Annotated in this window: 7 protein-coding genes; 1 reads left to right on the top strand and 6 read right to left on the bottom strand. The window is 29.8% G+C overall.

All coding sequences use genetic code 11. The annotated features are described in order from the left end of the window. Window positions 1–465: 465 nt before the first annotated feature. The 6 genes from D0817_RS21580 to D0817_RS21560 form a co-directional block, all read right to left on the bottom strand. On the bottom strand, window positions 466–2,646 hold the full coding sequence (locus D0817_RS21580) for a peptidase domain-containing ABC transporter (RefSeq protein ID WP_127340422.1): 2,181 nt from the start codon (window positions 2,644–2,646) through the stop codon (window positions 466–468). Continuing rightward, on the bottom strand, window positions 2,619–3,683 hold the full coding sequence (locus tag D0817_RS21575; protein ID WP_127340421.1) for a hypothetical protein: 1,065 nt from the start codon (window positions 3,681–3,683) through the stop codon (window positions 2,619–2,621). Before D0817_RS21575 ends, D0817_RS21580 begins: the two co-directional genes overlap by 28 nt. 5 nt (window positions 3,684–3,688) lie before the next feature. Next, on the bottom strand, window positions 3,689–4,900 hold the full coding sequence (locus D0817_RS21570) for a radical SAM protein (RefSeq protein WP_127340420.1): 1,212 nt from the start codon (window positions 4,898–4,900) through the stop codon (window positions 3,689–3,691). A gap of 51 nt (window positions 4,901–4,951) precedes the next feature. Further along, window positions 4,952–5,110, bottom strand: a complete 159-nt coding sequence (locus D0817_RS25735; RefSeq protein ID WP_161568454.1) for a hypothetical protein — start codon at window positions 5,108–5,110, stop codon at window positions 4,952–4,954. A 139-nt stretch (window positions 5,111–5,249) separates the two neighbouring features. Beyond that, window positions 5,250–7,646, bottom strand: coding sequence for a TonB-dependent receptor domain-containing protein (locus D0817_RS21565; RefSeq protein ID WP_127340419.1), 2,397 nt, complete (start codon window positions 7,644–7,646; stop codon window positions 5,250–5,252). 150 nt (window positions 7,647–7,796) lie between these two features. Next, entirely contained in the window at window positions 7,797–8,453 is a 657-nt protein-coding gene (locus tag D0817_RS21560; RefSeq protein WP_127340418.1) for a response regulator, read from the bottom strand. A gap of 53 nt (window positions 8,454–8,506) precedes the next feature. On the opposite strand from D0817_RS21560, the gene D0817_RS21555 reads away from it, so the two are divergent. Further along, a complete protein-coding gene (locus tag D0817_RS21555; protein ID WP_127340417.1) occupies window positions 8,507–9,268 on the top strand; it encodes a LytR/AlgR family response regulator transcription factor in 762 nt (253 codons plus the stop codon). The last annotated feature ends 24 nt before the right edge of the window (window positions 9,269–9,292 follow it).

Here is a 9,292-nt window from a genome sequence, read left to right as displayed (position 1 = left end):
AAATATAGTTTTTAATCAAAACGGAGGTGCTCACTTTGCACCGGAATTAGGTGGTCATTTTGAACTGGAATCAGGTGCTCACTTTAAAACGGAATGGGGTGATCAATATAACCGGAATTTGCAATAATTCACAAAAATAAATTATATCTATTTTTATCTGCTTTTGAGAAATTCGTGCAATAATACGACATCCAAATTTGTATTAATTCGTGTAATTTGTGTCTAAAAATACTTGTGGGTACACAGTAGCTCCAAAAGAGAGGGCAGGGGTGAGGATAAAAAAACAAACTATTTTATATTTTTGTTTGGTATAACAACATAACTAGCAGCAAGTATAGTTTAACTAATAAAATAAAACATTAATAGCGAAGACTAGCGATACTATACTTAATATACATATTACAATTCCAATAAAAGTTAATTTATTGGGTATTTTACCAAATATATCATTTTCATTTTTTTTCATCATTGTCCTAATTCTAATTGATTCTGTATCAATTCAAAATATTTCCCTTTACTTTTTATTAATTCATTGTGATTACCTATTTCAATAATTTCCCCGTTATCCAGTACAACTATTTGATCTGCATTTTTTACAGTAGATAATCTATGTGCAACCACGATCATTGTCTTATTTTTAAAAAAACCATCTATATTTTCGACAATAATTTTTTCATTTTTTGCATCTAAAGAATTGGTAGCTTCGTCAAAAAACAAATAATCCGGATTTTTATAAATAGCTCTTGCAATTAATATTCGCTGGCGCTGTCCCTGACTTATGCCTATACCTTCTGTTCCAATTAGGGTATTTAACTTAAGTGGTAACTTATCAATAAAATCATTAATGTTTGAAAGTTTAATAGCATTTAATAATCTTTCCTGATTTGGATTTTCTTCTAAAGAAATATTATACGAAATAGTATCGGAGAACACGAAACTATCCTGTAGAATTACTCCACACTTATTTCTCCACAATTTATTTTCAATTTCTTCTAAAGCCGTTTCGTTTAAAAATATATTGCCTTGTTGTGGTTTATAAAATTTAAGAAGCAGCTTTAAGAGAGTAGTCTTTCCACTGCCACTTATACCTACAATAGCAGTCGTTTTTCCTTTTGGAATTTTTAATGTTATATCTTTCAAAATATAATTTGAATTATCATAAGAAAAATTCAAATTTTCTATGTTGACATCTTGTATTTCGTCTAATTCAGTAACTCTACTAATATTCTCTTCATCTGGTTTATTGTGAATTTCATTTAATCTTTCAAAACTTACCTTTACTAATTGATACTGCATTACAAAATTTATTAATTGGCTAATAGGTATATTTAATCCCCCAATTATATACATAATTGCCAACATACTACCAATAGTAAGAGTTCCATTCATTACCGCAATTGCAGAAACAAATACAACTAATATTGTTTGAAGAAAACTAATGAATCTATAGCTCTCGTATCGTTGATTGATTTTAAGTTTATCAATATTATTTAAGTAGATATTTGTTTGTATTTTTTGCCACTCCTTTCGTTTATTCTCTTCCAAATTATTCAATTTGATTTCGTGCATTGAATTAATTAGCTCGTAAATCTTATTTTGATCTTTGGAATCTAGTGAAAATGTTTTTTTGTCTAAAATTTTAATTTTCTTTAAAAAACTAAATATCCATAACAGTTCTAATGCTGTACAAATACAGATAATTAGAAAAATATTTAAATTAAAATATAATAATACGAATGAATAAATTACGATTGTAAAAATGGAAAAAACAGTCTGAATAAGATCTTTTGATAAAAAACCTTCAATCCTTTTGTGATCATTAATTCTTTGCGTTAAATCTCCAATGTTTTTACTATTAAAAAATTTAAGCGGCAATTTCATTAATTTAATAAGGAAATCAGAAATTATAGATAAACTTATCCTGCTGCTAATATGTATAAAAAGCCATGATCTATAAAATTCTAAACTAACTCTACTAATGAATAAGGTAATTTGAGAAAATAGAATCAAATAAATAAGTGATATATTTTTTAGACCTACACCTTTATCTATAATTTTTTGCGAGAAAAACGGAAAAACAAGCTCGATACAAGAAGATACAAATAATGTCAGAGCAATTAAAAACAATTGCTTTTTATGATTCTTTAAATATTGAATTACATACTGTAGATTTCCTCCTGTTTGTTTTCCTGAATTGTTTGTTTTTTCGTTTTCATCAATTGGTTCTAACAATAAAACAACACCTTCTTCTTGATTTTGTGACCAGCCTTTTACGAATTCATCCTTTGAATATGTGGCTTTACCAAATTCAGGATCTGCAACTTGAACTTTATCATCATTAATATCATGCACTACGATAAAATGATTTTGATTCCAATAGGCAATAAACGGAACGGGAGCATTATTTACCAAAGAACTATAATCTGTTTTAGCAACTAAAGAACTAAAGCCCAAAGACGTCGCAAAAAGTTCTAGTTTGCTAAGAGATATCCCATTGTATTGAAGATCATCAGAATAATTTTCATCAGAATAAGCTTTACCATAATAGTCACTAATCATTCGCATGCAGGCGAATCCACAATCTGTACTTGAAAGTTGATAATAAAAAGGAAATTTTTTTAAGCGAAACCATTTTTTATTAAACATAATTCTGTAAATGTTTTTTCATTTAAAATTTCTTTATAAGGATTAAGATCAAGCAGTAAGAAACCTTTGCTGATTAATTTTAATCTATCCGCTCTATAAGTTTCAGATATTGTGTGTCCATATTTCTCCCAAAAATTATACAAACCGTACCAAACGTAAATTGCCTGAACCAAATTTCTTATTGTTATAAAATTATTTGACCAAGGCGAAACTACGGTTCTTCCTATTTCATTAGATAACTCTCTATCAGGCTGCCAAACATTAAGCTCATCAATCATGTACAACAATCCATGAATTGCTTCATGTACTAATGCATCTACAATTACGCTCTCTTCGACAGTATGACCATTGCAAATAACGATTCTTCCAATGTAACCTCCATCTGATCCTGATGTAAAAAGTGTTTGTTTTTCAGGTATTTTTCTTAATAGTATTGTATAAATATGTTTTTGAATCAATCGTTTTACAATGGGATCAAAACGGTCATATATCTCACTTAAATTATCTGTTAATTCTTCGGCCTCTGAATAATCATAGGTTGTCGACAACCATTCTTTAGGCATATGTTCTTCATCAATTCTATTGTAAATACTAAAACAATCAATTGGAATTTTGGTGTCTGATAAATAAGGTGTCGAAAAAGTATCAAAATTATCATCTCCCGTATGGTTGATAAAAAATGATCCGTCCAGCGCCCATGAACTATCTGAGTATTCGGCATAGTCAAATTTCTTATTTAACTTAGCCGCTTCCATTTCCATCGCATAAGAAAAAAAAGCCTTTAGCTGGTCTGGTTTATAATTACCTTTCCATAAAAGTTTATTTATCACTTCCGGAGTTTGTAATAAATGTTTTTTCTGTTTAGGATTTAACTTGCTATACTCTTCTTCTAAATTATTTTCTTTAATAAATGTAGAAAAATGGTCTTTTACAAAATGATTAAATTTATTTTCTACAATTGTAAAGATATCACAACTTTGATCCGAAAATAATAATGCATGACGTGCAAGAGATATATTTAATGATTGATCTTCCATATTAATTAGCTTATACTTTCTGTTTGTTTTCCATAATCCAATTTGGTAATCATAGTATCTCTTATTACTTCCTCTGGTAAATTTGATATAATGCAGTTTTGTATATGAACTATCAACTTTATAAGATTGGAGCAGTAAATACTTGGGTTATCAAAACTTTTGTCATGAGAAAAACGATGAGGCAAATATCCTCCGCCACATATTTCTTTGACATCACATTTTTCACATTGAGGAGACAAATTTTTATGACTTAACTGATATGTCTTTGCCAAAGGCGTTTGTAAAGCATCATCAAAACTGCTAATCTTTACGTTTGCATCTCCTTTTGTAAAGCCATCTCCACATATTTTTAAAACATCCAGTGATTCAATATCTCCGTTAGTTTCGATTACAAGAACATCAGTGTTTTTGTTTCCCATACTATCCGCTGAAACATCATAACCTAAAACACTTAACATTATTCTTTCAAAATAACCAATTTTTAAATTGTTTGTAGTGTCATTAAACCATAGATCAAAAATTTTTATCATCCAATCAGCATGTAGAGTTGTATTATTTTCTAAATCCAGCGCCAATTTTTCAGGAATATTTTCATAGTTCCCGTCTGATAATAAAATATCAACAGAAGAAATATCCAGAGAGAGATACATATCATAAAGCATTTCAGGCTCAATATCTATATTAATAACCGAAAGTACTCCAACAGGTACGCTTGAATATTCATTGGCAAGTTTAATTCCTTTAACAATATCATGATAAGATCCTTTACCGGAATGATATATGCGATACATATCATTATATAATTCTGGGCCGTCGATACTTATTCCAATCGATATTTTTAATCTATTAAACAACTCACACCATTCTTTCGAAAGAAGAACACCGTTCGTTTGCATTGTAAATCTTAACTTAATACCAGTACCTTCCAGAATTTCATTTGATGTTGCAACTAAGTTTTCGTAAAAACTTTTTGGCGCCAATAAAGGTTCTCCCCCATGAATTATAAATGTAAAAGTCTTTATATCATGTTCTAAACAATGCTCTTTTATTCTGTATATCAGTGATTTAACAACTTCTAAACTCATAACCTTAGGCTGAGTCAGATATGTGTTATCACCTTGATTGTACACATAACAATATGTACAATTCAAATTACATCTGCTTGCAACTTTAACTACTGCAAAACGACATTTTAAGTTATCAGTGTTTTTTGGCATAATCTTTTTTTTTGGGAAGGAGGGAGTTAAAAAATAACTCCCTCCTAAAAATTAATTTTCTACTGATCTCTCCCAAGTAGATCTAGAGAATGAAGGCACGGATTTCGCTCCTGATAGATCCATGATATCTTTTAGTCTGTTATTTTGAAATAACGATAAAGATTTAGTAAGTACTTCCTGGTCTTTTTTTGAAAATTTTGTCTTTTTCATGATAAAAATGTTTAAAGGTTTTAGTTAATCAAAGTTTTAACACATTAGATCCGAGTTGGTGTATCCTTGCAAGTATATTGTTGACATTTTTCTTTTGTACTAATTAAAACAAACTACTCAATGCTTGAATTGATCTATATTAATTAGTTCTCTTTTTCTCTTCTTCATTGCTTAATTTTTTCTTTGGAGTTTTTAATGATTTTCCAAAATTCCAAACTAGCGAAATTCTAACTTTTTGCGTGTCGCGATAATCATAATTTTCTTGTTTTATACCATTGACATTTTGTGTAAATGTTTTCTTTTGAGTTCTAAATAAATCCAGGAAATTGACAGATGTCTGAAGTTTATTCTTAAGAAATAAAAAACTGAAACCCATATCAAAATAATAAAAACCAGATGTCCTATAACTTCCCGCAGTTGCCGGAGTTTTACCCGTAAAGTTCAATTCTGACTTTATAGTTTTAGCTTTGTTTAAAGTAAAAACATTTGTCGAATTAAAGGAACAAGTCCAGCTTTCAATATTAGGAAGCACATTTGGGATATCAGAAGTCGTTTGAGAGTAATATACATTCAATTGATTATTGCTTTCCCACCATTTCCATTTATTAAAAGTGTAACTCTCAACCCATCCAATACTTTTTTCCGTATAAAAATTAATAGGCCTTACAATTTGAGTAATGGATCCAGCCGAAACAAAAGCCACTTCATCAAAACCATTTTTTAAATAATAAGCATAAACAGAACTATAAAGATTTTTATAGGTATTTGAGAATTCAATATTATCCGTAAAATAAGGTTGCAAAAAAGGGTTTCCTTCTGTATAATTAAAAGAAGAAGTATAGAATCTAAATGGATTTAACTTTGAAAAACCCGGCCTGTCGATTCTTCTGTTATAATTAAATCCAAAAGTGCTGTTTTCAGATGACTTATATGTTAAATATAAAGTCGGAAAAAGTTTTAAATAATCATTTTCGTTTGTCTGATTAAGCGTTTCAGAAAATCCTTTTGTTTGTGTGTTTTCTAATCTTAAACCCAATTGCACATCCCATTTTTTCGATAAGCTTTTACTTCCGGATATATAAACGGCTTGCGTATTTTCAGTATAATCAAAAATATTACTTTTTGATGGATCATAAATTGGATCAGGATTTGCCGTATTAAAATAAGAAACAGTACTACTATTATCTATAAAAGAGACTTTTCCTCCAAAAGAAAGATCTGCCCATTTCAATGGCAAGTCATAATCAACTTTAGCCGAATAAATGTCAATATCCTGATTGCTCAGATTGTTTGCGGCTATATATCTATTAGGAACTTTGTTACCATTAGGCAAAAAAGTATTACTGCTAAATTTATTATTCAAATCTGAAGTGTACTTAAAATAGTCAACATCAGCAGAAAGTTTTTGACCTGTACTATCAATTTTTGTTACTATATGAAAATTTACTGACTGTGTGTTTCTTTCGATTTCAAGACGAGATGGAGTAACAATTAAAGAATCTAAAACAAAATTATTATTTGTAATATTTGATGTATTTAATCCTTTACGAATAGGTTTGTTTGAAGCTCCTGAATACTGTAATCCCATCGTTGTCTTTGAATTAATTTGGTAATCTAAAGTAACTCCGCCACTTAAATTATTTTGAAAACTTCTAACCTTATTGGTTTCAAACCAAGTATATTTAGGATAAAATATTGTGTATTCCTGATATGGTGCCGTACTTCCGTTATTATAATTAATATTTGAAGTAACTGTTAATTTATCCTTTTGATAATTTAATCCGCCGCCCAAAGTTCCTAAAGGATATTTGGCCTGTGAATACGAAGTTTTTAAATTACCGCTTATACTATTCGTTTTTGCTTTCTTCAATCTTATGTTTACGATTCCGCTATTTCCTTCAGCATCATATTTTGCAGGTGGATTAGAAATCACCTCAATACTCTTGATGTTACCAGACGGAATTCCTTTGAGAAAGCTTATCAGATCATCCCCCGATAATTTGATAAGCTTATCATCAATCATCACTGACATTCCACTTTTGCCTATCATAGAAATTTGATCCTCTTCAATTCTTAAACCCGGGGTAACTTTTAATGCATCGGTCGCATCGCCTCCAATAGCCGAAATAGAATTCTCGACATTAAAAACCAATCGATCTACTTTTCGTTCAATCAATTTCTTTTTATTCTTTACAACTACAGTTTGTAATTGATTAGTTGTATTAACTTTAATAGTTTCAAGATTTAAATCCTTACTTAACTCGATATTTCTCTCAAACATTATTTTTCCCAATTGACTTATTTTCAGCCTGTAGTTACCTATATTAGTTTCTATTGTAAAATTCCCGTTTTCATCAGAAAATTCACTTTTTATTACTATTGAATCAGAACTACAAAGTAGTACTTCGACAAATTCAACTGGTTTATTTTCAGAATTTAGAATTTGACCTTTAATTTTTATTTGAGAGTATGATAATACAGGTAGTAACGTCAATATTAAAACAGCAATAAAATAGTTCTTCGATATTTTTTTCATCTTTATACTTTAATTCAGCAAGAAGAATAGACATTATCTATTTATTTCTATGCCGAAAGTATAAATAAGAAATGGAATACAGATCTAACAAAAACAACCTTTAACAAAGAAGGTTATTTTTAAGTAAAATATGTTAAAATTGAAGAAGTGTTAAACAAAACCTTGCGTTATCGCTTCTTTAACGAGACCAATATCGTCCGTTACATCAAAAGCTTTTTTCATCTTGATAATGCGCTTTTGGATAGTGCTAGTGGTGAGATAAATTATTGGTTCTAGCTCTTTTATTTTAAAACCTTTGGATAAGTAAAAAAGAATTTGTCGGTTATAATCTTCAACCATTAATTCTTTTTTCCATATTTCATTAATACAGCTTTTTACCGTAGGGCTTTGATACTGATTTCCTTGCATTACTTCTTTTACAACTATTGGTAAATTGTTTGGGGTAATATCATTCTTTATAATAAGACCTTCTGGGCGTATTTTCTTGGCCATATCATAAACAATAATCACCTCTGTATGCGCTGTAATCATTATAATTTTACAATTAGGCATGTTTTTTCTAATGAACAAAACCATATCACTACCAGAGTTAATGGCTTTTGATTCATATCCAGGCAAACCCTGATCAATTAAAACCAAATCAAACGGTTGCTTTTCACAATTCGCCTTTAAAACACAGTTATGTGCTTCCTCACAATTATATGCGGTATTAAAAATAGGCTGAAGTGATGCAAAATCATCCTTGCTAAGCGCATTAATATAGCCTTGTACCGTCATAGGGTGGTCATCTACCACAAGTATATTCATTTATTTTATCATTTAACTTTAACAAAATAGGCAGTTTTTCTGCAACAAAAAAAATGTTTTCTTATCTAGATTGCATTACTCTTATTATACCCGCCACAAATATGCGTTATTCTTTTCTCATTATTGACGATGATGAACTTTCTATTGAGGAAACTATGAGACTCTTCGAAAATTTCCCAAACTATTTTTGTGTAGGGAAAATAAAAAATAGCGAGACTGCTGTTGAACAAATCTGCAAACTGAAACCACAATTAGTACTAATAGATGTTCCATTTGGAGCCAAAGATAAAGGTTTATCTTTTTCAACAATACTGGAATTACATCAATATCTTGATTCGATGCCTTATTTTATAGCGTTGGCTTCATCACCGGATTATGCTCTTGAGGCGATACAATCTGGCATCAGTGATTATGTCCTTAAACCATCACACTTACATCAATTAGGGAAATGTCTTTTTAAATTTGAGAAAAGAAACCCGCCCAATACCACTTCCACTATTTGTGTTAAATCATACAGTGACTATCAATTTGTAGCATTACAGGATATTGTTTATTTAAAAGCGGACAACAACACAACTGACATTCAATTGTCTAGTGGGAAAACCGTTAATGCATACAAAACATTAAAGCATTTCGAAAACAGCCTGCCATTTTATTTTTTGAGGATACATAAAAGTTATATCGTTAATATCCACTACGTATCTCGAATTCATTTCAGTAAATCAAAATGCTATTTGAATTATAATGAAGCGCTCCCGTTTTCTTTAAGCTATAGGGGCAATATTGATGCCATAATCCGTAAAATGGATATTTAGACTCTCTTTTGCAAACTCTTTTTG

Source organism: Flavobacterium cupreum, from assembly GCF_003996965.1.
GTDB lineage: Bacteria > Bacteroidota > Bacteroidia > Flavobacteriales > Flavobacteriaceae > Flavobacterium > Flavobacterium cupreum.
Note: the sequence above shows the minus strand (reverse complement) of the source record. Positions and strands in the feature narration are given on the sequence as shown.